Below are 25,944 nucleotides of genomic sequence, written 5' to 3'. Positions count from 1 at the left end.
ATGGCGTGCCGTACCCTCGACGGCGACAGCCCACCCGATACGGTCACGCGGAGCGCATCATCAGTACCCAGGGTCACCAGAACGCCGAGGCCGACGCTCCCGCCTCGACTGAGCCGGAAGAAGACGTGCAGCTCGACGAAGCGCCCGAGACGACGGCGAAGAAGCGTCGGATCGGCGTGCTGCTGAGCGTCGCCCTGCTCGCCTACCTGCTGGATCTCGGCAGCAAGCTGCTGGTCGTCGCGCAGTTGGAGCACAAGGACCCGATCCGCCTGATCGGTGACTGGGTGCAGCTCGCGGTGATCCGCAACCCGGGTGCGGCGTTCGGCATGGGCCAGGCGATGACCATCGTGTTCACGCTCATCGCGGCCACGGTCATCGTCGTGATCATCCGGCTCTCCCGGCGTCTGTACAGCCTGCCCTGGGCGGTCGCCCTCGGCCTGCTGCTGGGTGGCGCCTTCGGCAACCTGACCGACCGCATCATGCGCTCGCCGGGGCTGTTCCGGGGCGAGGTCGTCGACTTCATCTCGGTCAAGCACTTCGCCGTCTTCAACCTGGCCGACTCGGCCATCGTCTGCGGCGGCATCCTGGTCGTGCTGCTCTCCTTCCTGGGCACCAACCCGGACGGCAGCGTGCAGCGCGACAAGTAGCGCGTGCATGTGAAAGGGCGCCCGGCCACAGGCCGGGCGCCCTTTCGCGTCGCGCGGGGCTACAGGACCTTGGACAGGAAGGCCTGGGTGCGCTCGTGCTGCGGGTTGGTGAGCACCTCCCGGGGGTGGCCGGACTCGACCACGACGCCGCCGTCCATGAAGACCAGCGAGTCGCCGACCTCCCGGGCGAAGCCCATCTCGTGGGTGACCACGATCATGGTCATCCCGTCCTCGGCCAGGCCGCGCATGACGTCCAGGACGTCACCGACCAGCTCGGGGTCGAGCGCGGAGGTGGGCTCGTCGAAGAGCATCAGCTTGGGCTCCATCGCCAGCGCGCGGGCGATGGCGACGCGCTGCTGCTGGCCGCCGGAGAGCTGGGAGGGGTAGTTTCCGGCCTTGTCGGCCAGCCCGACCTTGGTCAGCAGCTCCATCGCCTGCTCGCGCGCCTGGGCCTTCGGCACCTTCTTGACCTGGGTGGGCGCCTCGGTGATGTTCTCCAGCGCGGTCATGTGCGGGAACAGGTTGAACCGCTGGAACACCATGCCGATGTCCCGGCGCTTCTGCGCGACCACGCGGTCGGGCAGCTCGTGGAGCTTGCCGTTCTTCTCCTGGTAGCCGACCAGCTCGCCGTCGACGTAGAGCCGTCCGGCGTTGATCTTCTCCAGGTGGTTGATGCAGCGCAGGAAGGTGGACTTGCCCGAGCCGGACGGGCCGACCAGGCAGAACACCTGCCCCGGCTGGACCTCCAGGTCGATGCCCTTGAGCACCTCGACCTGCCCGTAGGACTTGTGCACCTGCTCGGCGCGGACCATGGGTTCGATGCTCATCCGACGGCTCCCTCGTGGCGCTGGAAGCTCAGCAGGTTCTTGCGGACCTTCTGCCAGGGGGTGTCCGGCAGGACGCGGTTGGTGCCGCGTGAGTAGTACCGCTCGACGTAGTACTGCCCGATGGACAGGATCGAGGTCATCAGCAGGTACCAGAAGCTGATCGCGACCAGGGCCGGGATCTCGTAGAAGGTGCGCGAGGCGATGTCCTGGCCGGCGCGGGTCAGCTCTTCGAGCGCGATCGCGGAGACCAGTGAGGTGGTCTTCAGCATCGAGATGGTCTCGTTGCCGGCCGGCGGGATGATCACGCGCATGGCCTGGGGCAGCACGATCCGCCACAGCGTCTGCGCGTGGGTGAGCCCGAGCGAGGAGGCCGCCTCGGCCTGGCCCTCGTCGACCGACAGGATGCCGGCGCGGACGATCTCGGCGAAGTACGCCGCCTCGTTGAGCCCGAGGGCCAGCGTCGCCGCGGTGAACAGGCCGACCAGGTCGTTGTAGTTCCACGAGGCGAAGGTCGGCCCGAACGGGATGCCGATGCCGACCTTGGGGACCAGAGCACCGAGGAAGTTCCAGAAGAACAGCTGGACCAGGACCGGCGTGCCGCGGAAGACCCAGATGTAGATCCAGGAGGCCCCGGAGAGCACCGGGTTCTTCGACAGGCGCATCACGGCGAGCAGGACGCCGCCGACGATGCCGATCACCATGGCCAGCGCGGTCAGCTCCAGCGTCCGGCCGACGCCCGCGAGCACGGTGGGGTAGGTGAAGATCTGGCCGACCACGTCCCAGTGCAGGACGGAACTGGTGACCATCAGATGACCGAGCATCGCCGCCAGCACGGCGATGACGACCACGGCCACCCAGCGTCCGGGGTGCCGGACGGGTACGGCCCGTATCTCCTCGGGGCGCCCCCGGTCCGGGGGCGCCGCGTCCTGAGGAAGCGTCACGATTCTCTATGCCTTACGTGGGGAGTGCCGGGGCGGGTCAGCTGGTGGCGCCGTTGACGACGACCTTGTCGGCGGTGATCGCGCCGGGCTGGACGGCCCACTTGGTCAGGATCTGGTTGTAGGTGCCGTCCTGGATCAGGTCCTTGATGGCGCCGGCGATGGCCTGGGCGAACTGGCCGTCGCCCTTGGGCACGGCGAGACCGTAGGGGGCGGTGTTGTAGTCCTGGCCGATCTTGATCAGCTGGCCGTTGCTCTGCTGCACGGCGTAGTCGATGACCGGGGAGTCGGCCATCATGGCCTGGTCGCGCTTGGCGATCAGCGCCGAGGTCGCGTCGGTCTGCGCGTCGAACTGGTTGCCGTCGCCCGGGACGACCGGCTTGCCCGCCTTCTTGCAGGCCGGGTTGATCACGTTCTTGATCTCGTCGGACTCGGTGGTGGCGGTCTGCACCGAGACCTTGATGCCGCACAGGTCGGCCGCCTGACCGGTCAGCTTGTCCGGGTTGCCGGTCAGGGTCGCGATGGCCTCGCCCGCGTTGTAGTAGTCGACCAGGTCGACCTGCTGCTCGCGCTGCTTGTTGTCCGTGAAGGAGGACATGCCGAGGTCGTACTTCTTCGCGACGATGCCGCCGAGGATGCTGTCGAAGCTCGCGCTCTGGAACTCGGCCTTGAGGCCCAGCTTCTTCATGATCGCAGTGCCGAGCTCCACGTCGAAGCCGACGATCTGGCCCTGGGCGTTCTTGAACTCGGACGGCGCGTAGGTGGTGTCGCTGCCGATGACGACGGTGCCCTTGGTCTTCAGCGCGGCCGGGACCATGGCGACCAGCGCCGCGTCGGTGCCCTCCGCGTTCACCGACTGCGAGGCGTTGGGGGCGGCACCGGTGTTTCCGTCGATCTTGGAGCTGCCACAACCCGTGAGGATCAGCGAGCCGACCACGGCCACGGAGCCGGCGAGGAGGAGACGCTGCGAGACGGAACGAGCCATGAGGGTGGGTCCTCCTGCGATGTATGAGCACGCCGAAGGAGGGTCTGCACACCTTTATGCGTCCCGCCCCTGCGTGAATTGAGTCCGCATCCTCTCACTCCCAATAGGCCGTTCGGCTGCACAGTTGGGTCAAAATCAGATAACAAGCCGCAGCTCGGGGCGGCGGCAGCAAGGCCGGGTGCACCCCTCCCATACGGCATACTCGTTACGGTGAGCACCGTTCCCCAGATCCGCGCCCTGCCCGTGCCCGACGGCCTCGAGGGCGAGCGTGTCGACGCCGCCATCGCCCGTATGTTCGGCTTCTCCCGGACGAAGGCCGCCGAGCTGGCCGCCGAGGGCAAGGTCACCGTGGACGGTGCCGAGGTCGGCAAGTCCGACCGGGTGACCGCGGGCGCCTGGCTGGAGGTCGAGATCCCGGCTCCGCCGGCGCCGGTGCAGATCGTCGCCGAGAAGATCGACAACATGAAGATCGTCTACGACGACGAGCACTTCGTCCTCGTGGACAAGCCGGTCGGCGTCGCCGCCCACCCGAGCCCGGGCTGGACCGGCCCCACCGTCATCGGCGGCCTCGCCGGGGCGGGCTACCGCATCTCCACCTCCGGCGCCGCCGAGCGCCAGGGCGTGGTGCACCGCCTGGACGTCGGCACCTCCGGCCTGATGGTCGTCGCCAAGTCCGAGCACGCCTACACCTCGCTCAAGCAGCAGTTCCGCGACCGGGTGCCGGAGAAGCGCTACAACGCCCTGGTCCAGGGCCACCCGGACCCGCTGTCCGGCACCGTCGACGCCCCGATCGACCGCCACCCCAGCAGCGACTGGAAGTGGGCGGTCGTCGCCGGTGGCAAGCCGTCGATCACCCACTACGACCTGATCGAGGCCTACCGCGCCGCCTCGCTGCTGGACATCAAGCTGGAGACGGGCCGCACCCACCAGATCCGGGTCCACATGTCGGCGCTGCGCCACCCCTGCGTCGGCGACACCACCTACGGCGCCGACCCGACCCTGGCCAAGCGCCTGGGCCTGACCCGGCAGTGGCTGCACGCCGTCTCGCTCGGCTTCCAGCACCCGGGGACGGGCGAGTGGGTCGAGTTCACCAGCGACTACCCCGCCGACCTGGCCCGCGCCCTGGAGATCATCAGTGCGGAGAGCTGAGGACGTCTCGATCGAGGTCGCGGCCGAGGCGGACATGGCGGACGTGCGCAGCGTCCGCTACGAGGTCTTCGTCGAGGAGCAGCAGGTCCCCGTCGAGCTGGAGTACGACGACCTCGACGCCACCAGCGTCCACGTGCTCGCCCGCGCGGCGGACGGGACGCCGCTCGGCACCGGCCGGTTGATCCACGGTCCGCAGGCGCTGGCCGAGACCGGCCGTGAGGGCGTCGTGCTGCTCGGCCGGCTGGCGGTGCGTCAGCAGGCGCGCGGCACCGGCCTCGGGGTGGCGCTGGTGCGCGCGATCGAGGCGGCGGGACGCGAGCGCGGCGGCGTGGAGCTGGAGCTGCACGCCCAGGTGCAGGCACTCGGCTTCTACGAGCGCTTGGGTTATGTCGCTTTTGGGGAGGAGTACCCCGACGCGGGCATTCCGCACCGGAGTATGACGAAACGTCTGGCATGATGCCTGTGTGGCGCAGCTGATCCTTCTCTTCACGGTTTTTCTCTGCGCCATCGTCACCACCCCGCTCGCCGAGCGGATCCACCTGCCGCAGCCGGTGCTGATGACCCTCCTCGGCATCGTGCTCGCGCTGCTGCCGTTCGTGCCGAACGTGCACATCGAGCCGGACCTGATCCTCCCGCTCGTGCTGCCGCCGCTGATCTACGCGTCCGCGCAGCGCTCCACGGCGCGCTACTACCTGCAGAACGCGCGCGTCATCCTGCTGCTGGCCGTCGCCCTGGTGCTGGTCACCACCGCGGCCGTGGCGGGCGCGATGCACTGGATCACCCCGGCGCTGCCGGTCGCCGCCGCCGTGGCGCTCGGCGCGATGATCTCCCCGCCGGACCCGATCGCGGCAGGCGCGGTCGCGCAGAGCGTCGGGCTGCCGCGCCGCCTGCTCGGCATCCTGGAGACCGAGGGCCTGTTCAACGACGTCACCGCGCTCGTGGTCTACGCCCTCGCCGTCGACGCGGTGGTGACCGGTCAGTTCTCCACCCTCCACGCGGCGCTGCGCCTCCTGCTCTCGGCCGTGCTCGCCCTCGTCTTCGGCGTCGGCATCGGCTGGCTGAGCGGCAAGGTCATAGCGATGCTGAGCGACGCGACGCTCCAGGTCGGCCTCAGCCTGCTGGTCCCGTTCGCCGCCTACGTGCTCGCCGACCAGCTGCACGGCTCCGGAGTGCTGGCGGTGCTGGTCTGCGCGCTGTGGATCAACGACCGGGCCGTCGGCGCGGACGACGTCTCCTTCCGCCTGGTCGGCTCCGCGTTCTGGGACGTCGTGGAGCTGCTGATCTCCGGCATGGCCTTCGGCCTGATCGGCCTGGAGTGGTCCAGCGTGCTGCACGAGGTCGGCAGCAGCTGGCCCTCGATGATCGGCGACGCGGCACTCGTCATCGTCGTCGTGGTCGGCGTGCGGTTCCTGTGGCTGCTGCCCGGCTCGTGGTTCGCCGCCTGGTTGGACCGGCGTCTCGGCCGTCGCGAAGACGTGACGCCGCTCGGCTGGCGGGAGTCCGTGGTGCTGTGGTGGGCGGGCATGCGCGGCGTCGCCTCGGTGGCGCTCGCGCTGGCCATCCCGTTCACCGGGCACGACGGCAAGCCGTTCCCGCTGCGCTACGAGATCGTCTTCATCGCCTTCTCCGTGGTCATCTTCACGCTCGTGGTCCAGGGCCTGACGCTGCCGCTGGTCGTGCGCTGGCTGCACCTGGGCCGGGACGAGGACGCGGAGGACCACGAGGAGCGGCGCCTGTGGTACCGGGCCTCCCGGGCCGGGCTGGTGCGTCTGAAGGAGATGGCGACGCACGAGGAGCTGCCGGACGAGCTCGTCGACCGCCTCAAGCAGCGGCAGGTCGACCGGCTGGCCCGCAGCCGCCCCGACATCTACGACGAACAGCAGCGCGAGGAGTGGAAGCAGCGCGTCCGGGCCTTCAAGACCCTGCGCCGGGTCGAGTCCGAGATGCTCGCCGCCTCCCGCGAGGAGATGCAGGTGGCCCGGATGGAGCCGGGAGCCGACCCGGAGCTCGTCGACCGCGTCATCCGCCAGCTCGACCTGCGCAGCGAACGCTGAGCCGCCTCCCGTCACGCCCCCGTCACGAAAGGCCCCTGTGAGCACCGACCCGCAGACCACGTCCGGCGCCACCTCCCAGCACGCCGACGTCGACCTCCACGACGACGGCGACGCCGGCTATGCCAAGACGCTGAAGCCGCGCCACATCAGCATGATCGCCATCGGCGGTGCGATCGGCACCGGTCTCTTCCTCGGCGCGGGCGGCAACCTGGCCAAGGCGGGGCCCTCGCTGGCGATCTCCTACGCGGTGGCGGGTGTCTTCGCGTTCCTGGTGGTGCGCGCGCTCGGCGAGCTGGTGCTGCACCGGCCCTCGTCGGGCTCGTTCGTCAGCTACGCGCGGGAGTTCCTGGGCGAGAAGGGCGCGTACATCGCGGGCTGGATGTACGTGCTGAACTGGTCGACCACCGGAATGGCGGACATCACCGCCGTCGCCCTCTACGTGCACTACTGGGACGCCTTCACCTCCGTCCCGCAGTGGGTGCTGGCGCTGGTCGCGCTGGCCGTGGTGCTCTCGATCAACCTGATCTCGGTACGGCTCTTCGGCGAGATGGAGTTCTGGTTCGCCATCGTCAAGGTCGCGGCGATCGTGCTCTTCCTGGTGGTGGGCGTGGTGCTGCTGGCCACCCAGCACCCGATCGCCGGCCAGGTGCCGGGCCTGCACATGATCAGCGACAACGGCGGGTGGTTCCCGCGCGGCGTGGTCCAGATGATCGTGGTGCTGCAGAGCGTCGTCTTCGCTTACGCGGCGATCGAGATGGTCGGCGTCACGGCGGGCGAGACGGCCGAGCCGGCGAAGATCGTCCCCAAGGCGATCAACTCGATCACCTGGCGCATCCTCGTCTTCTACGTCGGCTCCATCGTCATGCTGGTGCTGCTGCTCCCGTGGAGCTCGTACTCCGCCTCGGAGAGCCCCTTCGTCACGGTCTTCGCCAAGCTGGGCGTGCCGGGCATCGGCGGCATCATGAACGCCGTCGTGCTGACGGCGGCCATGTCCAGCCTCAACTCCGGCCTCTACTCCACCGGCCGCATCCTGCGCTCGCTGGCCGCGTCCGGCTCCGCGCCGGCCTTCACCGGCCGGATGTCCGCTCGCGCGGTGCCCTACGGCGGCATCTTCCTGACGGCGGGCGCGGCACTGATCGGCGTCGGGCTCAACGCCTGGCTGCCGGGCGAGGCCTTCGAGATCGTGGTCAACATCGCCTCGCTGGGCGTCATCTCCACCTGGATCATGATCATGGTCTGCCACGCCCTCTTCGTCCGCCGCGCCCGTGCGGGCCACGCGGAGCGCCCCTCCTACCGCCTGGGCTTCTCGCCCTGGGTCGAGCTCGTCACGATCGCGTTCCTGCTCTTCGTCGTCGTCGAGATGGGCGTCTCCGGCGGCACGGTCGGTCGTTGGACGATCCTGCTGATCGTCCCCATCACGGCGGCCCTGACGGCCGGCTGGTACGCCATCAGGAGCCGGGAATCCTAGAGTCGGTCCTCCGTCGCCGGCCGGAAGGGCGCCGGCTGCGGGAAGACCCGCGTGTGCTTGACGCTGCCGAAGGCGAACTCGGACTCGATGGAGGCGATGCCGGGGATCGCGTGCAGGCGGGTGCGGACCAGGCGCTCGTAGGCCTGGAGGTCCTCGACCACGATGCGGAGCAGGTAGTCGGTGCTGCCCGCCATCAGGTAGCAGTCCTGGATGTGGTCGATCCGCTGGACGTGCTCCTCGAAGGCCTCCACGCTCGCCGCGTTGTGCCGCTCCAGCCCGATCCGCACGAAGGCGGTGACCGGCAGGCCGAAGACGGACTGGTCCACCAGGGCCGTGTAGCCCTCGATCACGCCCGCCTCCTCGAGCCGGCGCACCCGGCGCAGGCACGGCGAGGGGGAGAGCCGGACGCGGTCCGCCAGCTCCTGGTTGGTCAGGCGGCCGTCCTGCTGCAGCTCGCGGACGATCGACCGATCGACGGCGTCCATGGTTCTCCTGCCTTCTGTTCAGATCGTGGAGTCTTGGCAGATTCTGCCTCTTGGCTGGTCTCTGGAGACATTTTTAGCAATCGCATGCCACGCCTGTCGCCATAGCATTGCTCGCGTTCCCGCCGTTTCCGGCAGCCAGTGGAGTCACGCCGCCATGCCCCCGATCTCCGTCACGCCCCTGACGACCGAGTCCGCCGTGGAGCGGACGCTCGCCGTCGAGCCCGCGGCGGGCCGTCCGACCGGGCGGCGGACGGCCGACCCCCTCGGCGTCGCCGCGCTGGTGGCGACGGTCTGCCTGTGGAGCGCGTTCGCGCTCAGCGACAGGGCGCTCGCCGCCTCCTCGCTGCGCCCGGCGGACGCGGCGCTGATCCGCTTCGGGCTGCCGGCGTTGGTGCTGGCCCCGGCGCTGTGGCGGCGCCGTGGGCAGTTCACCCGCGCGGCGGGCCTGCGCCCGGCAGCCGCCCTGAAGATCGTCCTCGGGGGCGGCGTCCCCTTCTACCTGGCGGCGACCTACGGCGGCGCGCTCACCTCGGCGGCGTTCGTCGGCGCGCTGGTGCCGGGGATGGTCCCGCTCTTCGTCGCCGCGCTCGCGGTCCGCACCGGCCGGGTGCCGCGCGGGCTGCAGCGCGCGGGCCTCGGGCTCATCGGTCTGGGCGCACTCGCCCTGGTGGCGCCCGATCTGGCGGGAGTCGACGGGCGTACCCTCGCGGGGGTCGGCCTGCTGCTGCTCGCCAGCGGACTCTGGGCGATCTACACGGTCGGCCTGCGCGAGATCTCGCTCGACCCCGTCGGGTCCATGGGTCTGCTCTGCGTCCCCACCTTCGCCGTCATCGCCCTGGCGGCCCTGCTCGGTGTGCTGCCCAGCACGCTGCTCACCCACGCCGCGCCGCACGACGTGCTCGTCTTCCTCCTCGTCCAGGGCGTCGGCACCGGCATCTGCTCCGGCCTCTTCTACGCCACCGCGATCCGCCGCCTCGGCCCCGAACGGTGCACCACCGTCGGCAGCCTCAGCCCCGTACTGACGGCCGCGGCCGCCGTTCCGCTGCTCGGCGAACCGCTGACCGTCCCCGTCCTGGCCGGCACCGCGCTGGTCGCGGCCGGGGTGATGCTGGCCAACCGGCGGCCCGTCAGGTGACCGAGCCTGTCCCGGCTACCCGCCCGTGCGGACGCGGGGGAGGGCGTCCGGGTGGTGGTCGCGGAGCCAGGCGATGAGGGACTCGCGGGCGTGGGCCTTGAGGACGAAGGCGTCGTCCGGGTTGCGGGTGGTCATCGTGGCGCGGACGACGATCGTGGAGGGGGTGGTGTCGAAGACCACCAGGCCCCAGTCGCGGCCGTCCCACTCCTTGCTGTCCAGCAGCAGCCGGTGGAACTGCTCGCGCAGCTCGGCGACCGGCGTGGTGTGGTCGAGGTGGAGCAGGATCGAGCCGGTGGTGTGCGGGTCGGCCCGGGTCCAGTTCTCGAACGGGCGGCTGACGAAGTAGGAGACCGGCACCACCAGGCGACGCTGGTCCCACAGGCGGACCACCAGGTAGGAGAGGGTGATCTCCTCCACGACGCCCTGCTGGCCCTCGACCACGACCGTGTCGCCGATCCGGACCAGGTCGCCGAAGGCGATCACCAGACCGGCGAAGAAGTTGCCGAGGGTGTTCTGTGCCGCGATGCCGGCGACGATGCCGATCAGGCCCGCCGAGGCGAGCAGGGAGGCGCCGAGGGTGCGCATCTCCTGGAAGGTGAGCAGCATCGCGCCGACGGTGACCAGGATCACCAGGGCGCCGGCGGTCCGCCGCAGCATGACGACCTGGGTGCGGACCCGCTGGACCCGGGAGGGGTCGTCGGAGACCTCCTGGTAGCGGCTGAAGAAGCCGGAGAGCACGGCGGCGAGCACCCGGTTGAGCAGCCAGCCGGCGGAGGCGATCAGCGCCAGGAGCAGGCCGTGCCGGACGTCGTCCGCGTGCTGGTCGAACAGCTGGGCCAGGGGCGCGTTCGCGAGGAGCAGCGAGAGGCAGACGACGAACTGGAGCGGGATCCGGCAGCGCCGCAGCAGGGGCCAGACCGTCGTCTCCGGGTGCTTCGCCGCGACCCGCTGCAGCAGCTTGTCGACCAGCCAGCCGATGAGCAGTGTCAGGCCGATCGTCGCCGTGACGGCGATCAGCTGGCTGAGCACCTTCAGGTCCATTCATGTCCGTTTCGTCCACCTATTGTGGAGGTCACAGTATCCCGCGCAGGATGTTGCGCGTGCGGTGCCCGTCGGCACGTGTGGCGCGGGTAGGCTGAGTTCTTCACCGCCGCCGACTGCCTGAGGGAGTCTTGTCCGCCGTGGCCGACAGCTTCGTTCACCTGCACGTTCACACAGAGTTCTCGATGCTGGACGGGGCCGCGAAGAACGGCAAGATGTTCGCCGAGGTCGAGCGGCAGGGCATGCCCGCGATCGCGATGTCCGACCACGGCAACATGTTCGGCGCGTACGAGTTCTTCCAGATCGCGAAGAAGCATCCGGTCAAGCCGATCATCGGTATCGAGGCCTACGTCGCGCCCGGCAGCCGCACCCACAAGAAGCAGACCTTCTGGGGTCAGCAGGGCGGCCGGATGGCGGGCGGGGACGCCAGCGGTGAGGGCGGCAAGGACGTCTCCGGCGGTGGCCGGTACACCCACATGACCATGTGGGCCAAGAACGCCGGCGGGTTGCGCAACCTCTTCCGACTCTCCTCGCTCGCCTCCATCGAGGGCTACTACATGAAGCCCCGCATGGACCGCGAGCTGATCGCGCAGCACTCCGAGGGCATCATCGCCACCACCGGCTGCCCCTCCGGCGAGGTGCAGACCAGGCTCCGGCTCGGCCAGTACGAGGAGGCCGTCAAGGCCGCCGCGGCCTACCAGGACATCTTCGGCAAGGAGAACTACTTCCTGGAGCTGATGGACCACGGGCTCGACATCGAGCGCGACGTCCGTCTCGACCTGCTCCGCCTGGCCAAGGAGCTGGACATCCCGCTGCTGGCCACCAACGACTCGCACTACGTCACCGCCGACCAGGCGGACGCGCACGACAACCTGCTCTGCATCGGCGTCGGCAAGAACAAGGACGACCCGAACCGCTTCAAGTTCAACGGTTCCGGTTACTACCTCAAGACGGCCGAGGAGATGCGCGAGCTCTTCCGCGAGCTCCCGGAGGCGTGCGACAACACCCTCCTCGTCGAGTCGATGATCGAGCCGTACGACGAGATCTTCGACTTCGTCGACCGGATGCCGCAGTTCGACGTGCCCGAGGGCGAGACCCAGGTCAGCTACCTGCGCCAGAAGATCGGCGAGGGCCTCCAGAAGCGCTTCGGTGACGACCCCGGTCAGGACGTGCTCGACCGGATCGAGCTGGAGATGTCCGTCATCGACCCGATGGGCTTCTCCTCCTACTTCCTCGTGGTCGCGGACATCTGCCAGCACGCCCGCGACAACGGCATCCCCGTCGGTCCCGGCCGTGGCTCCGCGGCCGGTTCGATGGTCGCCTACCTGACCGGCATCACCCAGCTCGACCCGATCGAGCACGACCTGCTGTTCGAGCGGTTCCTCAACCCCGAGCGCATCAACCCGCCGGATGTCGACATCGACTTCGACGACCGCCAGCGCGACCAGATGGTGCGGTACGTCAGCGAGAAGTACGGCGCCGCGTACACCGCCCAGGTGAACACCTTCGGCACCATCAAGGCCAAGGCCGCCGTCAAGGACTCCAGCCGCATCCTCGGCTATCCCTTCGCCATGGGTGACAAGATCACCAAGGCGATGCCGCCGGACGTGATGGGCAAGGGTGTCCCGCTCAAGGACCTCTTCGACTCCTCGCACTCGCGCTACAACGAGGGCACCGAGATCCGTGCCCTGTACGAGAACGAGCCCGACGTCAAGAAGATCATCGACACGGGTATGGGCATCGAGGGCCTGATCCGCGGCACCGGCGTCCACGCCGCGGCCGTGATCCTCTCCTCGGCGCCGCTGCTGGACCTGATCCCGCTGCACATGCGGGACAAGGACGGCACGATCATCACCGGCTTCGACTACCCGTCGTGCGAAGCCATGGGCCTGATCAAGATGGACTTCCTGGGTCTGCGGAACCTGGGCATCATCGATCACTGCATCAAGGTCATCAAGTCCAACCGGGGCGTCGACGTCGACTGCGACGAGATCCCGCTGGACGACCCGGTCACCTTCCAACTGCTCCAGCGCGGCGACACCCTGGGCGTGTTCCAGCTCGATGGCGGTCCCATGCGCGCGCTGCTGCGCCTGATGAAGCCCACCGAGTTCGCCGACATCTCCGCCGTCTCGGCGCTGTACCGGCCGGGTCCGATGGGCATGAACTCGCACACCAACTACGCCCTGCGCAAGAACGCCCAGCAGGAGATCACGCCGATCCACCCGGAGCTGGAGGAGCCGCTCAAGGACGTCCTCGGTCCCACCTACGGCCTGATCGTCTACCAGGAGCAGGTGCAGCGAGCCGCGCAGGTGCTGGCCGGCTACAGCCTCGGCCAGGCCGACCTGCTCCGCCGCGCCATGGGCAAGAAGAAGAAGGAGGTCCTGGAGAAGGAGTTCGTCCCCTTCCACGCCGGCTGCAAGGAGCGCGGCTACTCCGACGAGGCGATCCAGGCGGTGTGGGACGTGCTGGTCCCCTTCGCCGGCTACGCCTTCAACAAGTCGCACTCCGCCGCGTACGGGCTGGTCTCCTACTGGACCGCGTACCTCAAGGCCAACTACCCGGCCGAGTACATGGCCGCGCTGCTCACCTCCGTCGGTGACGACAAGGACAAGATGGCCATCTACCTGGCCGACGCGCGCGCCCAGGGCATCAAGGTCCTCTCCCCGGACATCAACGAGTCCGTCACCGACTTCACCGCCGTCGGCGAGGACGTCCGCTTCGGCCTCAAGGCCATCCGCAACGTCGGTGAGAACGTCATCGACTCGCTGGTGGAGACCCGGAAGTCGAAGGGCAAGTACGCCACCTTCGCGGAGTTCCTGGACAAGGTCGAGCTGCCGGTGTGCAACAAGCGCGCCGTCGACTCCCTGATCAAGGCCGGTGCCTTCGACTCGCTCGGGCACACCCGCCGGGGTCTGGTGGCGGTCGCGGAGAACGCGATCGACGCCGTCATCGGCGTCAAGAAGCAGGCCGCGATCGGCCAGGACGACCTGTTCGGCGCGATCGACGACGGCAGCGACGGGCCGACGATCGGGCTGGACTTCCAGCTCGACGACAAGGAGTGGCCGCGCAAGCACCTGCTCTCCACCGAGCGCGAGATGCTCGGCCTCTACGTCTCCAGCCACCCGCTGGACGGTGCCGAGCACATCCTCGCCCGCAACCGCGACACCTCGATCGCGGAACTGCTGGGGTCCGGGCGGACCGAGGGCGAGGTCAAGCTCTCCGGTCTGATCACGTCGGTGGACCGCCGCATCAACAAGGCGGGCAACGCGTGGGCGCTGATCACGCTCGCCGACCGTGACGGCTCGGTGGAGGTGCTGTTCTTCCCGAAGACGTACCTGCTGCTCAGCGAGATGCTGGTGGAGGACAACGTCGTCGCGGTCAAGGGCCGTCTGAACGAGCGGGACGGCGCGCTCAGCATCTTCGGCTCGGAGATGCAGATGCTCGACATCTCCTCCGCGGAGCACGGGGGCAAGCCGCCGGTCCAGCTGAACATCAACGAGCGGAAGATCAACGCCCAGCTGGTCTCGGAGCTGAAGCGCGCGCTGAAGGCCCATCCGGGCGACGTACCGGTCCGCCTGCTGATGGAGGGTCACTCGCGGAGCGTGCTCTTCGAGCTCGGGTTCCTGGTGGATCCGGACAACGGGTTCGCGAGCGACATCAAGGGGATGCTGGGCGCCGGCGCCTGGGCAACTGTGTAAGTTGCTACCCCCCAGGGGTGCGCCTAGCTGACGCGGAATCCAGTGCCGGCCCGGTGCACTTCGACCATGCCGGTGCCACCGAAGTGCGCCGGGATGACCAGCTCCCGTTGGTCCGCCGCACGTTCCAGGATTCGACGGCGGGTGGTGGCCGCCTGTGCCGGGTCGAGGCAGAAGCAGCTGCTGTGGGAGGGGTCGAGGATCTGGACCGGGCTGTGCAGCATGTCGCCGACGAAGACGGCACGGTTCGTGCCGGAGGCGAGACGGAGGACCGAAGAGCCGGGGGTGTGGCCCGGGGCGGCTTCCAGGGTGAGGTGCTCGTCGATGCGGAGGCTGTCCTCCCACAGCTCCAACTGCCCGGCTCGGGCGATCGGGGCCACGCTGTCCTCGTGGAGGAGCCTGTCGTCCACCCGTCGGCCGCCGCCGTAGCCGCCCGCCGGGCCGTAGTAGGCGTCGTCCGCCGCGGGCAGCAGGTAGCGGGCGTTCGGGAAGGTGGGCACCCACTCCCCGTCCACGCTGCGCGTGTTCCAGCCGACGTGGTCGGCGTGCAGATGGGTGTTGACCACGACGTCCACGTCCTCCGGGCGCACGCCCACCGCGGCCAGTCGCCCCAGGAAGTCGCCCTCGCGGCGATGGAACAACGGTGAGCCCGGCCGCTCGCGGCCGTTGCCCACGCCGGTGTCCACCAGGACCGTGCGGCCGGCGCTGCGCAGCACCCAGGTCTGCAGGGTGACCACGGCCTGGTCGGTCTCCGGCCGCCAGTGGTCGGGGGCCAGCCAGCCGGCGTTGTCCTGCCACTCCGCCTCCCGGGAGTCCGGGACCAGCTGACGGGCGGGGACGTAGGCGTCCTGCCACTCGACCGCCCGGAGGATCTCGACTCCGCCCACCATCGTGCCTTCCACAGGTTCAGTGCTCATGTCTCGACGCTAAGGGCCGCGCCATGAGCCGCTCAATGCGTGATCGGCTCATCCGAATACGCAAGGCGCTCATGCGCGTACGCTGAGGGCATGGACGTGGTGAGTGACGCGATCAGAGCCGTCCAGATCGGGCGGCCCTCCTCGAACCGGGTGCGGGTCGGGGGGAGTTGGTGCACGCGGCTGGCGCCCTACGACGGTGCGGGTTTCCACGTGGTGCTGACGGGCGGCTGCCGGCTGCTCACCGAGGACGGTGGGACGGTCGTGCTCGGGCCGGGCGATGCGGTGCTGCTGCCGCACGGCGCGGGGCACGTCCTCGCGGACGTCGACGCCGACCCGGCCCAGACGCGGCACGCCGTGCCGTTCGAGGCCTGGGCCGAGGGGCGGGTGCCGCGCGTGCAGCGGCCCGGGCCCGGCGAGGTGGAGCTGTTGTGCGGCAAGTACCGGCTCGACCGAAGTCGGGTCCATCCGCTGCTCGCGGAGCTGCCGCAGGTGATCCACCTGCCGAACCGCGTCGGCAGCCACCCCGAACTGCGGGCCGCGATCGACCTGTTGGGCCGGGAGCTGGACGAGCGCCGGCCGGGTGCCTGCATCGCGCTGCCCAGCCTGCTGGACCTGCTCCTCGTCTACATGATCCGCGCCCGGCTGGACGAGGGCGCGAGCGGTGCCTGGCCTGCGGTGCTGGCGGACCCGGTGACCTCCGCGGCGCTGCGAGCTCTGCACACCGATCCGGCGGCGCCGTGGACCAACGAGCGCCTCGCGGAGGAGGTGGGCGTGTCCCGGCCCACGCTCGCCCGTCGGTTCTCGGCCCTGGTGGGCCGCCCGCCCATGGCCTACCTCACCTGGTGGCGGCTCACCTTGGCCGCGGAACTGCTGCGGGGGACCACCGACCCGCTGGGCGGCGTGGCGCGCCGGGTCGGCTACGGCACCCCGTACGCCCTCTCGCACGCGTTCCAGCGGGAGTTCGGCGTGACGCCGGGCCGCTACCGTGCGCTCAGTGCTCCTGCGGCTGCTGCGGCGACCGAGGGTCCAGTGGCGGCTGCGGCGGCAGCGGGTGCGGCAGGTGGGGCTCGTCCTTCGGCGTGAACAGGGCCGTCGCGGCGAGGAAGGTCAGCAGCGCCGCCATCGGCCAGGCCACGATCGCGGTCTTCGCCCCGAGTTGGAGCGGACGCGAGAAGTCGGTGTTCTTCGGCACGGTCGCGGCCAGCTTCAGGATGTCCGTCTGACCGAGGTGCGTGCCCAGTTGCCAGGCGACCCAGCCGGCCGCGAGGCCGCCCAGGGTGAGGCCGATCGGGACCGCGAGGCCCGCCCCGCGCCTGCGGGTGAGCCAGTACGCCAGGGCCGCCGTGACCACGCCGAAGCAGCCGCCGATGAGGGCGAACCAGCCGTCGGCCGCGATCTGCTGCTCACCCTCGGGGTCGCGCAGGTAGACCGCCGTGCCGTCGGAGTAGAGCGGGACCCGAGGCGCCACCGCGTGCCACAGCAGACCGAACAGCACCCCGGCGACGGCCGAACCGACCACCAGGGCGAGGCCGACGAGGATCTCGCGGCGGTAGTCGGGACGCGGCCGCGGGGCGTCCGTGGTGGGGGCCCACACCTGGTCGGCACCGGGCGGAACCGGAGGCACGGACGGAGGCTGGCTGTGGCCCTCGGGGGCGTTGGGTGCGGTCACCGGGACATGGTCGCACGTCCGTCCGGCCGCCGCGCGGACGGACCCGCGCTCCGGGCCGAGCTCGGCGCCGTGCTCAGGCCCGGGTCGCGGCCCTGCGGTACGCCCAGGTGGCCAGCGTCAGCGACAGCACGCCGACGGCGGCGCAGACGGCGAGGTCCGCCACCACCACCGCCCAGTCGGGCTGCGGAGCGAACGTGCGGGCGAAGGCCTCGACGCCGTAGGTGGACGGCAGCAGGTCGCGCAGCCAGCGGATCGCGGTCGGCATGTGGCTCGCCGGGAGGACACCCAGCAGCAGTGCCGCCGACATGCCGAGTTGGCCGAGCAGTGTCGCGATCTCCTGCCGGGGCGCCAGGAGGCCGAGCGCCGCGCCGACCCCGGCCAGGGCCGCGCCGGCGAGCGGGATGACGACCAGCAGGATCCATGCGTGCACCCACGGCAGCTGGAACATCGCGCAGCCGACGGCCGCCGTCACCAGCGTGCCGGGCACCGTGAACGACGCGTACGCGCCCGCCGTGCCGAGCACCACGGAGGCCGCCGGGACCGGCAGCGTCGCGTAGTGGTCCAGGCCGCCCGTCGCGCGGAGCTTGCCGAAGTACTGGGCGAAGAGGTTCAGCGCGACGAACGCGACCACCAGCACCGCCGAGCCGGCCACGACGTCCCGCGCCGCCTCGGTGTCGTGCGCGCCGACGACTCCGCGCATCATGACCAGGATCCCGATGGACTGGAACGTGGCCACGAACAGCAACGGGATGCGGGCCACCCGGGCTCGGGAGAGCTGGGCCCGGTAGACCGCGCCGAGGGAGGGCAGCAGGCCCGCGCGCGGTGCGAGCTCGATCGCGGGGAGGGGAACGCTCACTTCTCCAGCCCCTCGTGACGGCCGCCGAGCAGCAGGTAGACGTCCTCCAGGCTGGGCGTGGAGAGCGAGAAGTCGTCGAGCGCCGCGAACGCCGGGCCGGCGGTGACCTGGGCGACCAGCTCGCGGGCCTCGCCGGGGTCGGTGCGCACGGTCCAGCGGCGACCGCTGACGGCGGCGCGGGTGGCCAGCGCGGCGACCAGCGGCAGCGTGGTGGGTGCCTCGTCGCGCCAGACCAGGTCGAGCCGGACGGAGCCGTCGACCATCGCCTTCAGCCCACCCGGGGTGTCGCAGGCGATGATCCGGCCCTCGTCGACGACGGCGACACGGTCCAGCACCGTCTCGGCCTCGATGACGTTGTGGGTGACCAGCAGCACCGTCGTGCCGTCGGCGCTGCGGCGGCGGTCGACGGCGGACCAGACCGCGCGGCGGGCGACCGGATCCATGCCCGTCGTCGGCTCGTCCAGGACCAGCAGCGGGCGCATACCGGCGAGTGCGGCCCCGAAGCAGGCGAGGCGGCGCTGGCCGCCGGAGAGCTTGGCCAGCGGGCGGCCGGCGATCGGGCCGAGCCCCAGCTCGTCGATCACGTCGGCGGTCGTGGCGCGGGCGGCGGTGGCCGACAGGCCGCGCAGCCGGGCGGTGGTCTCGATGGCGAGGTGCACGGTCAGCTCGTCCAACGCCGTGGACTCCTGGCCGAGGTAGGAGAGCAGCCGGGAGGCCCGGTCCGGGTGGCGGACGATGTCGTGGCCGAGGATCTCGATCCGGCCGGAGTCCGGCCGCAGCAGGCCGGTCAGCTGGCGGACCAGGGTCGACTTGCCGGCGCCGTTGGGGCCCAGCAGGCCGAAGACCTCGCCGCGGGCGATCTCCAGCGAGACGCCGTCGTTCGCCCGCACCTGCGTGGCCTTCGTACCGCGGCCGACCCGGTAGGTCTTCACGACGTCCCGCACGACGCAGCAGACGGCGGTCGCGGCGGCGGCCGTCGCCGCCCGCTGTCCTGCTGCCACCGTGTCCACCGTGCTCACGAGCTCCCTCACCGGCCGGGCGCGCTGGGGGAGACCCGGACCGCGTAGAGCCTACGCCGCTCGCGGGCACCCGTCGCACGGGGGCGGACGGGTGGTGCGCCGGGTCGGGGACAATGGGTGCGGTCGACGTCCGGTCGGCAGCCGGTCGACGGTCGATCGAGGAAGAGGAAGATGCGCAGACGGTCCGTGCTCCTGCTGGCCTCCGGCGTGCTCGCGGTGGGCGGCATCGTGCTGCCCTCGATCGGCGAGCAGCAGTCCAGCGGCTCGACCCGGATCACCCACGTGGTGGTGAACGAGGGACAGCCGGTCGTGCTCAAGGGCACCGACGCCACGACTGTGACGTTCGCCATCACCGCCGAGGACAAGTCGGGTATCAGGTCCGTCGACAAGATCGGCGTCTGGGGCAGCAACTACGGGGTGCTGCGGCCCACGCCCGCGCCCTGCGTGGCGAAGAGCAGGACCGTCTCGGTCTGCACCGGCTCGTTCACGGTGGACCTGGCCAAGCACGACATCTACGACAACATGGCCGGCCAGTGGTACGTCCAGGCCACCGCGACCGCCAACGACGGGGACCGCTTCGAGTCCGACACGGCCGGCAAGTTCTTCATCAAGAAGGACGGCTACGCCACGCTGACCGGTACCCAGTCCAGCGCCACCGCGGGCACCGTCCTCGACATCGAGGGCCAGCTGATGCAGCCGGACTGGAAGACCGGGCTGTGGGCCTGGAATCCGGGCCAGCCGGTGCAGCTGCGCTTCAAGGCGGCCGGTGGCTCCACCTGGCAGACGGTCGCCCGCACCAGGACGGACTCGCACGGCTACATGCGGGCGGAGACCAAGGCCACCACGACCGGCACCTACGCCTGGTACTACGCGGGCAAGGACTGGTCGGTGCCGGTGACCAGCACCGCGGCGCAGGTCAGCGTCGGCTGATCGGGGCCAGCACGGCCTTGGTGAGGGTCGCCAGGTCGTGCGGGCACAGCTCGACCTCCAGACCGCGGCGGCCGGCCGAGACGAACACGGTCGGGTGGTCGGTGGCGGAGGCGTCCAGGACCGTCGGCAGCGCCTTGCGCTGCCCGAGCGGCGAGATGCCACCGCGCACGTACCCGCTGCTGCGCTCCGCCGCCGCGGGATCGGCCATCGCCGCCCGCTTGCCGCCCAGAGCGGCGGCCAGCGCCTTCAGGTCCAGCTGCCCGGCGACGGGCACGACGCCCACCACGAGCGCGCCGTCGACCTCGGCGACCAGCGTCTTGAAGACCCGCTCCGGTGCGATGCCCAGGGCGTGGGCGGCCTCGCCGCCGTAGGACTCGGCGGCCGGGTCGTGCACGTAGTCGTGGACGGTGAAGGCGACCCCGGCCCTCTCGAGGGCGACGGTGGCGGGCGTGCCCTGTCCGCCCTTGCTCTTCTTGGCCACGCGGGCTCCTAGTTCGGGCTGAAGGCCTGGCGGGTCAGCTCCACGGCCGGGAGCGAGGGCAGCTTGGCGAGGACCGCGGCCTCGCGGCGCAGCATGCGCATCTCGGCGCGCAGCCGGTCGCCCGCGCTCGCGGCGGCCAGCAGCCGCTGCTTGTCGTGGGTGTCCAGCACGGACGCCGCCGCCACCAGGTACGACAGGATGTTCGGGTCGGTCGGGAGCTCCTGCTCGCCCGCCACCGTGCTGTCCTGGGCGCCCGCGAGCCGCTTGCGGTAGCTGCGGAAGACCCGCTCCACGCCCGCCGCGAGGATCTGGGCGTCGGGCCCGGTCTCCTCCGGGACGTCCTCGACCTCGGCCGTCAGGTAAGGACCGGTCGCGTCAATGGAGAGGATGCGGAAACGGGTGGTGCCGGTGGCGATCAGCTCGTAGCGGCCGTCGCGGTGCGGCTGGAGCTGCGCGATCTCGGCGACGCAGCCGATCTCGAACAGGGCCCGGTGCGGGTCGGGTCCGAGCCCGGCCAGCGCGGGGGAGGCGGCCTCCACACCGGTCGGCGCGACCTCGCGGCCGTCGCGGATGGCGACGACGCCGAACCGGTGCGGCTCCGGCTGGGCGGACAGGTCGGCCATCAGCCGTCGGTAGCGCTCCTCGAAGACGTGCAGGGGGAGCACCAGCCCCGGATAGAGCACCGAGCCCAGCGGGAAGAGGGGGAGCCGTTCCGTCACAGTGCGCAAGAGTACGGGTAATCCAAGGCAGCAGGTGCCCGTACCGGTTCGCGCTCGGGGCAGCTCGCCGGTACGGGCGCTCGGGCGTCCCCGGCTCGGGGACCGGAGACCTTCACCACGCTGCCCCCGCCCGGCGTTCGCGGCGAGCCCGGCGCGGCCGAACGTGTCGGGCCGCGTCCGCGGACTGATGATGTCACCGCGTGTCTCAGCAGCTGTATCAGAGAGTGATATGCCACGGCAGTCTTTTCCCAGGGCTCACTAGACTTGACACTGTGATTTCTCGAATCGACCTCCGCAGCTCCACCGAGGACCCGCGCGCCGTGCTGCCGCGCGCCGAGCTCGATGTCGAGGCCGCCCTGGAGAAGGTGCGGCCCATCTGCGAGGACGTCCATCATCGGGGCGTCGAGGCGCTGATCGAGATCACGGAGCGCTTCGACGGGGTTCGGCTGACCGACATCCGCGTGCCCAAGGCGACGATCACCGCCGCCCTGGAGACGCTGGACCCCGCCGTCCGGGCCGCGCTGGAGGAGTCGATCCGCCGCGCCCGCCTGGTGCACCGCGAGCAGCGCCGCACGGACCACACCACCCAGGTGGTGCCCGGCGGCACCGTCACCGAGCGCTGGGTGCCGGTCGAGCGGGTCGGCCTGTACGTGCCGGGCGGCCTGGCCGTCTACCCGTCCTCGGTCGTGATGAACGTCGTCCCCGCGCAGGAGGCCGGTGTCGGCTCCCTGGCCGTGACGTCGCCTCCCCAGAAGGAGTTCGGCGGCCTGCCGCACCCGACGATCCTGGCGGCGTGCGCGCTGCTGGGCGTCGACGAGGTCTACTCCGTCGGCGGTGCCCAGGCGATCGCGATGTTCGCCTACGGCGCCGGCGAGTGCCGTCCGGTCAACCTGGTCACCGGCCCGGGCAACATCTGGGTCGCGTCCGCCAAGCGTCTGCTCAAGGGCCGGATCGGCATCGACGCCGAGGCCGGGCCGACGGAGATCGCGATCCTCGCGGACGCCACCGCCGACCCGCGCCACGTCGCCGCCGACATGATCAGCCAGGCCGAGCACGACCCGATGGCCGCCGCCGTGCTGGTCACCGACTCGGTCGCGCTGGCCGAGGCGGTCGAGGCCGAGCTGCCCAAGCAGGTCGAGGCGACCAAGCACAGCGAGCGCATCGCCACCGCGCTGGCCGGTCCGCAGTCCGGCATCGTGCTGGTCCGCGACCTGGAGCAGGGCCTCGCGCTGGTCAACGCCTACGCGGCCGAGCACCTGGAGATCCAGACCGCCGACGCCGAGGCGGTCGCCGCGCGCGTGATCAACGCGGGCGCGGTCTTCGTCGGCCCGTTCGCGCCCGTCTCGCTGGGCGACTACGCGGCCGGCTCCAACCACGTCCTGCCGACCGGTGGCTGCGCCTGTCACTCCTCCGGGCTCTCCGTCCAGTCCTTCCTGCGCGGCATCCATGTGGTCAGCTACGACCGCGACGCCCTGGCCGAGGTGGCCGGGCACGTGGTCACGCTCGCCAACGCAGAGGACCTTCCGGGCCACGGTGACGCCATCCGTGCCCGCTTCGAGTGGACGGTGCCCAACCAGTGACCGACATCACCAACATCGACGACCTGCCCATCCGCGACGAGCTCAAGGGCAAGTCCCCCTACGGCGCGCCGCAGCTGCACGTGCCGGTGCTGCTGAACACCAACGAGAACCCGTACTCCCTGCCGGACGACCTCGTCGCCCGGATCGCGGAGCGGGTCGCCGAGGCCGCCCGGAACCTCAACCGCTACCCCGACCGCGACGCGGTCGAGCTGCGCACCCGACTGGCGGCGTACCTGACCGGCTCCACCGGCCACGCGGTGACCAAGGAGCAGGTCTGGGCCGCCAACGGCTCCAACGAGATCATCCAGCAGCTGATGCAGACCTTCGGCGGCTCCGGGCGCACCGCGCTCGGCTTCTCGCCGACGTACCAGATGCACGACCTGATCTCGCGCGGCACCGGCACCCGCTGGATCGAGGGGCCGCGCAACGAGGACTTCACCATCGACGAGGACGCCGCCGTCGCGGCGCTCGTCGCCGAGCGTCCCGACGTGCTGTTCCTCTGCTCGCCCAACAACCCCACCGGTACCGCGCTCGCGCGCGGCGCGGTCGAGCGGCTCTACGACGCGGCGCAGTCGGTCAAGCCGACCCTGGTCATCGTGGACGAGGCCTACGTCGAGTTCTCGCACCAGCCCTCGCTGCTGTCGCTGCTGGACGGGCGTCCGCTCATGGTGGTCACCCGCACCATGTCCAAGGCGTTCGGCGCCGCGGGCCTGCGGCTGGGCTACTTCGCCGCCACCCCGGCCGTCGTCGACGCCGTGCAGCTGGTCCGGCTGCCCTACCACCTGTCGGCCGTCACCCAGGCGACGGCGCTGGCCGCGCTGGACTTCACCGACGTCCTGCTCGGGTACGTCGAGAAGCTGAAGTCGGAGCGCGACCGCATCGTCACCGAGCTGCGCACGATGGGTCTGGAGGTCACCGACTCCGACGCCAACTTCGTGCAGTTCGGCCGATTCCAGAACACCCGAGCCGTCTGGCAGGCGATTCTCGACCAGGGCGTGCTGGTGCGCGACAACGGTGTGCCCGGCCGTCTGCGCGTCACCGCGGGCACCCCCGCCGAGAACGACGCCTTCCTCGACGCCGTCCGCACTGCCATCAAGGAGCTTTGAGCACATGTCCCACCGCATCGGCAGTGTCGAGCGCACCACCAAGGAGACCTCCGTCAAGGTCGAGATAGACCTGGACGGCACCGGGAAGACCGACATCTCCACCGGCGTCGGCTTCTACGACCACATGCTCGACCAGCTCGGCCGCCACGGCTTCTTCGACCTCACCATCAAGACCGACGGCGACCTGCACATCGACACCCACCACACCATCGAGGACACCTCCCTCGCGCTGGGTGCCGCCTTCCGGCAGGCGCTGGGCGACAAGGTGGGCATCCGCCGCTTCGCCGACGCCTCGGTGCCGCTGGACGAGTCGCTCGCCCAGGTGACCGTGGACCTCTCCGGCCGCCCGTACCTGGTGCACACCGAGCCCGCGGGCATGGCCCCGATGATCGGGTCCTACGACACCACCATGACCCGGCACATCCTGGAGTCCTTCGTGGCCCAGGCGCAGGTCGCCCTCCACGTCCACGTACCGTATGGGCGTAACGCCCACCACATCGTCGAGGCCCAGTTCAAGGCTCTCGCCCGCGCCCTGCGCTACGCGAGCGAGCTGGACCCCCGCGCGGCGGGCATCATCCCGTCGACCAAGGGCGCACTGTGAGCGACGACCGCGAGGCCACGATCTCCACTTTCGCCTCGAAGCTGCACCTTCGCCGAGCGGGCGGAGAAGCGATCATGGAGATAGCACTGTGAGCGGTACCTCGTTTGTTCTGATCTTCCTCGGCCTGTTCCTCTGCGGCGGCGCGTACTCCTTCTGGAAGCAGAAGCTGCCCAAGGGCGTCATCGTGCTGCTCGCCATCTGCGGCCTGATGAGCCTGGCCGCAGGCGCCCTGCGCATCTGACCCGCTCGACCCGGAAGGGACGTAACCCATGACCGCCAAGAGCGTGGTCGTCCTCGACTACGGCTCCGGCAACGTCCGCTCCGCGCAGCGCGCCCTGGAGCGCGTCGGCGCGGAGGCCGTCATCACCTCCGACTTCACGGAGGCGCTCAACGCCGACGGCCTGCTGGTGCCGGGCGTCGGCGCGTTCGCCGCCTGCATGGAGGGCCTGAAGGCCGTCAAGGGCGACCGGCTGATCGGCCGCCGCCTCTCCGGCGGCCGCCCGGTGCTGGGCATCTGCGTCGGCATGCAGATCCTCTTCGCGCACGGCGTCGAGCACGGCGTCGAGACGGAGGGCTGCGACGAGTGGCCCGGCACCGTCGAGCCGCTGCGCGCGCCGGTGGTGCCGCACATGGGCTGGAACACGGTCACCCCGGCCGAGGACACCGTCCTCTTCGCCGGGCTGCCCGAGGACGCCCGGTACTACTTCGTGCACTCCTACGGCGTCCGCCACTGGGAGATGAACCCGATCGAGCAGCTGCGCCCGCCCAAGGTCACCTGGGCCGAGCACGGCGAGCCGTTCGTCGCCGCGGTGGAGAACGGCCCGCTCTCCGCCACGCAGTTCCACCCCGAGAAGTCCGGCGACGCCGGCGCCGCCCTCCTGAAGAACTGGATCGAGACGCTGTGAGCACCCCCTCTGCCGAGAAGCTCGTCCTTCTCCCCGCCGTCGACGTCCGCGACGGCCAGGCCGTGCGCCTGGTCAAGGGCGCCTCCGGCTCGGAGACCTCCTACGGCGAGCCGCTGGCCGCCGCCCTGGCCTGGCAGAACGCCGGCGCCGAGTGGATCCACCTGGTCGACCTCGACGCCGCCTTCGGCACCGGCGACAACCGCGAACTGCTCGCCGAGGTCACCGGCCGACTCGACGTCAAGGTCGAGCTGTCCGGCGGTATCCGCGACGACGCCTCGCTGCGTGCCGCGCTCGCCACCGGCTGTGCCCGGGTCAACCTCGGCACCGCCGCCCTGGAGTCCCCGGAGTGGGTCGCCAAGGTCATCGCCGAGTACGGCGACCGGATCGCGGTGGGCCTCGACGTGGTCGGCACCACGCTGCGCGGCCGCGGCTGGACCAGCGAGGGCGGCGACCTGTACGAGGCGCTGGCCCGCCTGGACGCCGAGGGCTGCGCCCGCTACGTCGTCACCGACGTCGACAAGGACGGCACGCTGACCGGCCCCAACCTCCAGCTGCTGCGCAACGTCTGCGCGGCCACCGACCGGGCCGTCGTCGCCTCCGGCGGCGTGTCCTCGCTGCAGGACCTGCGTGACATCGCGACGCTGGTGCCGGAAGGTGTGGAGGGGGCCATTGTGGGCAAGGCCCTCTACGCGCAGGCGTTCACGCTCGAAGAGGCGCTCGCAGCAGTGTCCTGACAC

Annotated in this window: 26 protein-coding genes; 15 read left to right on the top strand and 11 right to left on the bottom strand. The window is 70.7% G+C overall.

Annotated features, from left to right (window positions below):
- Window positions 1–56: 56 nt before the first annotated feature.
- Window positions 57–647, top strand: coding sequence for a signal peptidase II (gene lspA / locus BMY61_RS22955; protein WP_042453512.1), 591 nt, complete (start codon window positions 57–59; stop codon window positions 645–647).
- A 59-nt stretch (window positions 648–706) separates the two neighbouring features.
- On the opposite strand, the gene BMY61_RS22950 is transcribed toward lspA, so the two are convergent.
- The 3 genes from BMY61_RS22950 to BMY61_RS22940 are packed head-to-tail and all read right to left on the bottom strand — an operon-like array spanning window position 707 to window position 3,397.
- Window positions 707–1,459 (bottom strand): amino acid ABC transporter ATP-binding protein, encoded by a 753-nt coding sequence (locus BMY61_RS22950; RefSeq protein WP_042453510.1) that lies wholly within the window; start codon window positions 1,457–1,459, stop codon window positions 707–709.
- A gap of 11 nt (window positions 1,460–1,470) precedes the next feature.
- A complete protein-coding gene (locus tag BMY61_RS22945) occupies window positions 1,471–2,415 on the bottom strand; it encodes an amino acid ABC transporter permease (protein ID WP_052439062.1) in 945 nt (314 codons plus the stop codon).
- A 37-nt stretch (window positions 2,416–2,452) separates the two neighbouring features.
- On the bottom strand, window positions 2,453–3,397 hold the full coding sequence (locus BMY61_RS22940; RefSeq protein ID WP_042453434.1) for an ABC transporter substrate-binding protein: 945 nt from the start codon (window positions 3,395–3,397) through the stop codon (window positions 2,453–2,455).
- A 210-nt stretch (window positions 3,398–3,607) separates the two neighbouring features.
- Here BMY61_RS22940 and BMY61_RS22935 point away from each other — a divergent pair, with 210 nt between their 5' ends.
- From BMY61_RS22935 to BMY61_RS22920, 4 genes are read left to right on the top strand one after another with little or no spacing between them, the layout of a single operon-like run.
- Entirely contained in the window at window positions 3,608–4,546 is a 939-nt protein-coding gene (locus BMY61_RS22935) for an RluA family pseudouridine synthase (RefSeq protein WP_042453432.1), read from the top strand.
- Window positions 4,533–5,003 carry a GNAT family N-acetyltransferase gene (locus BMY61_RS22930; RefSeq protein ID WP_052439061.1) on the top strand — a complete coding sequence of 157 codons (471 nt, stop codon included), beginning with the start codon at window positions 4,533–4,535 and terminating at the stop codon, window positions 5,001–5,003. The genes BMY61_RS22935 and BMY61_RS22930 overlap by 14 nt, the downstream gene beginning before the upstream one ends.
- Before the next feature lie 7 nt (window positions 5,004–5,010).
- Window positions 5,011–6,600 (top strand): Na+/H+ antiporter, encoded by a 1,590-nt coding sequence (locus BMY61_RS22925; RefSeq protein WP_042453430.1) that lies wholly within the window; start codon window positions 5,011–5,013, stop codon window positions 6,598–6,600.
- Window positions 6,601–6,637: 37 nt separating this feature from the next.
- Window positions 6,638–8,068, top strand: coding sequence for an amino acid permease (locus BMY61_RS22920; protein WP_042453428.1), 1,431 nt, complete (start codon window positions 6,638–6,640; stop codon window positions 8,066–8,068).
- Here BMY61_RS22920 and BMY61_RS22915 read toward each other — a convergent pair.
- On the bottom strand, window positions 8,065–8,553 hold the full coding sequence (locus BMY61_RS22915; protein ID WP_042453426.1) for an Lrp/AsnC family transcriptional regulator: 489 nt from the start codon (window positions 8,551–8,553) through the stop codon (window positions 8,065–8,067). The two genes, BMY61_RS22920 and BMY61_RS22915, sit on opposite strands and share 4 nt — an antisense overlap.
- Window positions 8,554–8,707: 154 nt before the next feature.
- Between BMY61_RS22915 and BMY61_RS22910 the strand changes: the two genes are divergently transcribed.
- On the top strand, window positions 8,708–9,688 hold the full coding sequence (locus BMY61_RS22910) for a DMT family transporter (RefSeq protein ID WP_082015317.1): 981 nt from the start codon (window positions 8,708–8,710) through the stop codon (window positions 9,686–9,688).
- A gap of 15 nt (window positions 9,689–9,703) precedes the next feature.
- Here BMY61_RS22910 and BMY61_RS22905 read toward each other — a convergent pair whose 3' ends face one another.
- Complete coding sequence (locus BMY61_RS22905) at window positions 9,704–10,729, bottom strand: mechanosensitive ion channel family protein (RefSeq protein WP_042453423.1); 1,026 nt, start codon at window positions 10,727–10,729, stop codon at window positions 9,704–9,706.
- Between the two features lie 140 nt (window positions 10,730–10,869).
- Here BMY61_RS22905 and dnaE point away from each other — a divergent pair, with 140 nt between their 5' ends.
- Window positions 10,870–14,427 carry a DNA polymerase III subunit alpha gene (gene dnaE / locus BMY61_RS22900; protein ID WP_042453504.1) on the top strand — a complete coding sequence of 1,186 codons (3,558 nt, stop codon included), beginning with the start codon at window positions 10,870–10,872 and terminating at the stop codon, window positions 14,425–14,427.
- Window positions 14,428–14,450: 23 nt separating this feature from the next.
- On the opposite strand, the gene BMY61_RS22895 is transcribed toward dnaE, so the two are convergent.
- The gene (locus BMY61_RS22895) at window positions 14,451–15,341 is read right to left on the bottom strand and encodes an MBL fold metallo-hydrolase (protein ID WP_042453421.1); all 891 of its coding nucleotides are present in this window, start codon (window positions 15,339–15,341) and stop codon (window positions 14,451–14,453) included.
- A 90-nt stretch (window positions 15,342–15,431) separates the two neighbouring features.
- Here BMY61_RS22895 and BMY61_RS22890 point away from each other — a divergent pair, with 90 nt between their 5' ends.
- The gene (locus tag BMY61_RS22890) at window positions 15,432–16,424 is read left to right on the top strand and encodes an AraC family transcriptional regulator (protein ID WP_042453420.1); all 993 of its coding nucleotides are present in this window, start codon (window positions 15,432–15,434) and stop codon (window positions 16,422–16,424) included.
- Here the strand turns inward: BMY61_RS22890 and BMY61_RS22885 are convergent.
- From BMY61_RS22885 to BMY61_RS22875, 3 genes are all read right to left on the bottom strand, one after another.
- Window positions 16,333–17,010: a hypothetical protein gene (locus BMY61_RS22885; RefSeq protein WP_063773323.1), complete on the bottom strand. Its 678-nt coding sequence runs from the start codon at window positions 17,008–17,010 to the stop codon at window positions 16,333–16,335. The genes BMY61_RS22890 and BMY61_RS22885 overlap by 92 nt on opposite strands.
- Window positions 17,011–17,083: 73 nt before the next feature.
- Complete coding sequence (locus BMY61_RS22880) at window positions 17,084–17,866, bottom strand: ABC transporter permease (protein WP_042453417.1); 783 nt, start codon at window positions 17,864–17,866, stop codon at window positions 17,084–17,086.
- Window positions 17,863–18,876 carry an ABC transporter ATP-binding protein gene (locus BMY61_RS22875; RefSeq protein ID WP_425314701.1) on the bottom strand — a complete coding sequence of 338 codons (1,014 nt, stop codon included), beginning with the start codon at window positions 18,874–18,876 and terminating at the stop codon, window positions 17,863–17,865. The genes BMY61_RS22880 and BMY61_RS22875 overlap by 4 nt, the downstream gene beginning before the upstream one ends.
- A gap of 180 nt (window positions 18,877–19,056) precedes the next feature.
- Here BMY61_RS22875 and BMY61_RS22870 point away from each other — a divergent pair, with 180 nt between their 5' ends.
- Complete coding sequence (locus BMY61_RS22870) at window positions 19,057–19,815, top strand: hypothetical protein (RefSeq protein ID WP_042453416.1); 759 nt, start codon at window positions 19,057–19,059, stop codon at window positions 19,813–19,815.
- On the opposite strand, the gene ybaK is transcribed toward BMY61_RS22870, so the two are convergent.
- Window positions 19,802–20,296: a Cys-tRNA(Pro) deacylase gene (ybaK, locus tag BMY61_RS22865; protein ID WP_042453414.1), complete on the bottom strand. Its 495-nt coding sequence runs from the start codon at window positions 20,294–20,296 to the stop codon at window positions 19,802–19,804. The two genes, BMY61_RS22870 and ybaK, sit on opposite strands and share 14 nt — an antisense overlap.
- 8 nt (window positions 20,297–20,304) lie before the next feature.
- Window positions 20,305–21,015, bottom strand: coding sequence for an LON peptidase substrate-binding domain-containing protein (locus BMY61_RS22860; protein WP_042453412.1), 711 nt, complete (start codon window positions 21,013–21,015; stop codon window positions 20,305–20,307).
- A 272-nt stretch (window positions 21,016–21,287) separates the two neighbouring features.
- On the opposite strand from BMY61_RS22860, the gene hisD reads away from it, so the two are divergent.
- The 6 genes from hisD to priA all read left to right on the top strand — a co-directional run bounded on the left by hisD (window position 21,288) and on the right by priA (window position 25,941).
- Window positions 21,288–22,595, top strand: coding sequence for a histidinol dehydrogenase (hisD, locus tag BMY61_RS22855; protein WP_042453411.1), 1,308 nt, complete (start codon window positions 21,288–21,290; stop codon window positions 22,593–22,595).
- A 5-nt stretch (window positions 22,596–22,600) separates the two neighbouring features.
- Window positions 22,601–23,701 (top strand): histidinol-phosphate transaminase, encoded by a 1,101-nt coding sequence (locus BMY61_RS22850; RefSeq protein WP_042453498.1) that lies wholly within the window; start codon window positions 22,601–22,603, stop codon window positions 23,699–23,701.
- A 4-nt stretch (window positions 23,702–23,705) separates the two neighbouring features.
- Complete coding sequence (hisB, locus tag BMY61_RS22845; protein WP_042453409.1) at window positions 23,706–24,302, top strand: imidazoleglycerol-phosphate dehydratase HisB; 597 nt, start codon at window positions 23,706–23,708, stop codon at window positions 24,300–24,302.
- Between the two features lie 88 nt (window positions 24,303–24,390).
- Window positions 24,391–24,543 carry a hypothetical protein gene (locus BMY61_RS46400; RefSeq protein WP_042453407.1) on the top strand — a complete coding sequence of 51 codons (153 nt, stop codon included), beginning with the start codon at window positions 24,391–24,393 and terminating at the stop codon, window positions 24,541–24,543.
- A gap of 28 nt (window positions 24,544–24,571) precedes the next feature.
- Window positions 24,572–25,207 (top strand): imidazole glycerol phosphate synthase subunit HisH, encoded by a 636-nt coding sequence (gene hisH, locus BMY61_RS22840; protein ID WP_042453406.1) that lies wholly within the window; start codon window positions 24,572–24,574, stop codon window positions 25,205–25,207.
- Window positions 25,204–25,941 (top strand): bifunctional 1-(5-phosphoribosyl)-5-((5-phosphoribosylamino)methylideneamino)imidazole-4-carboxamide isomerase/phosphoribosylanthranilate isomerase PriA, encoded by a 738-nt coding sequence (gene priA, locus BMY61_RS22835; RefSeq protein ID WP_042453404.1) that lies wholly within the window; start codon window positions 25,204–25,206, stop codon window positions 25,939–25,941. Before hisH ends, priA begins: the two co-directional genes overlap by 4 nt.
- Window positions 25,942–25,944: the final 3 nt, after the last annotated feature.

This window comes from Streptacidiphilus jiangxiensis (assembly GCF_900109465.1).
In the GTDB taxonomy this organism is placed as follows: domain Bacteria; phylum Actinomycetota; class Actinomycetes; order Streptomycetales; family Streptomycetaceae; genus Streptacidiphilus; species Streptacidiphilus jiangxiensis.
The sequence above is the reverse complement of the archived record's forward strand: the minus strand, read 5'-3'. Positions and strand labels throughout refer to the sequence as shown.